This is a genomic window from Halovibrio sp. HP20-59 (assembly GCF_033052795.2).
Taxonomy (GTDB): Bacteria; Pseudomonadota; Gammaproteobacteria; order Pseudomonadales; family Halomonadaceae; genus Vreelandella.
The window spans coordinates 1-236 of record NZ_JAWJUW020000183.1 but is presented as its reverse complement, the minus strand read 5'-3'; the positions used below and the strand labels follow the sequence as shown (position 1 = coordinate 236).

General features: G+C 76.3%; 1 protein-coding gene. It reads left to right on the top strand.

What is annotated here, in order from left to right; all coding sequences use genetic code 11:
* Positions 1–236 (top strand): sensor histidine kinase N-terminal domain-containing protein (locus RZA33_RS19805; RefSeq protein WP_317510081.1); only part of this gene is annotated, 236 nt, incomplete at both ends.

Genomic DNA, 236 nt, shown 5'->3' with positions numbered 1-236 from the left:
CCGGGGCGCTGCTGCTGGGCGACGTGCAACTGCCGCCGCCGCCCGGCGAACCGCGGCTCAACGAGCCGGTGTTCTTCGACGCCACCGTGCGCGGCGAACGGCTGCGGCTGGTGTCGCTGGACCTGCACCTCGGCGCCGCCGGCGCGGCGGACTCGACGATGCGGGTGCAGATCGCCCGCTCCAGCGCGCCGAGCGAGCTGCTGGCCCGCCAGATGCTGCTGGACACCGCGCTGCCG